The sequence below is a fragment of the Flavobacterium branchiophilum NBRC 15030 = ATCC 35035 genome (assembly GCF_002217205.1).
GTDB lineage: Bacteria > Bacteroidota > Bacteroidia > Flavobacteriales > Flavobacteriaceae > Flavobacterium > Flavobacterium branchiophilum.
This window is the reverse complement of sequence record NZ_MUGT01000056.1, coordinates 1-673: the sequence shown is the minus strand read 5'-3', so window position 1 is coordinate 673 and position 673 is coordinate 1. Positions and strand designations below refer to the sequence as shown.

The window sequence follows — 673 nt, the reverse complement described above, 5'->3', positions numbered from 1 at the left end:
TATATTTGGTATAAGTAAAAAGGTGGTATTGTGTAATCGAATTGTTTTTTTTTAAAGTTGTCCTTTATAATTGGGGTCGTAGTCCACCATCCATTCTATGCCATACTTGTCTCTAAACATACCAAAGTAGGACCCCCAAGGGCTGTTGTCTATTGGCATTTCGATTTGGCCTCCTGCCGAAAGGCCATGAAATAATTTGTCGGCCTCTTCTTTGCTCTCGGCACTGATAGAAATTTTGCTTCTGTGTTCGTTTTCGTTGGTGGTACCCATAAATTCAGGTACATCGTTGGCCATTAAAACGTTATTGCCAATTGGTAATGCAATGTGCATGATTTTATTAGCCTCTTTTTCTGATACAGGAAATTCTGGGCTGGCCATGTCTTTGAACCGCATGATTTTTGCAAAAGAACCACCAAAAACGGATTGATAAAAAAGGAATGCTTCTTCGGCATTGCCATTAAAATTGATGTAAGGATTTATGAGTGCCATAATTTTATTTTTAAATAGTTTGACATATTATTGTGTTTTACAAATATAAATAAAATATATAATGGATTTTTTATTTGAGGTACAATTTTAGTTTTTGAATTTCTTGTAAAACCAAAATTTTTCATCATACCCTCACACCATCTTTCCAATTTTTTCAGTCTTTCCATCTTTCAATCATTCAATC

The 673-nt window shown here is 34.2% G+C and carries 1 protein-coding gene; it reads right to left on the bottom strand.

Going from position 1 to position 673, the window contains the following annotated elements; all coding sequences use genetic code 11:
- Positions 1 to 51: 51 nt before the first annotated feature.
- Positions 52 to 489 (bottom strand): VOC family protein, encoded by a 438-nt coding sequence (locus B0A58_RS08085; RefSeq protein ID WP_089080640.1) that lies wholly within the window; start codon positions 487 to 489, stop codon positions 52 to 54.
- Positions 490 to 673 lie beyond the last annotated feature (184 nt).

Excerpts from the sequence above, each read along its gene's own strand:
- B0A58_RS08085 (WP_089080640.1), bottom strand. The coding sequence starts at position 489 with ATGGCACTCATAAATCCTTACATCAATTTTAATGGCAATGCCGAAGAA.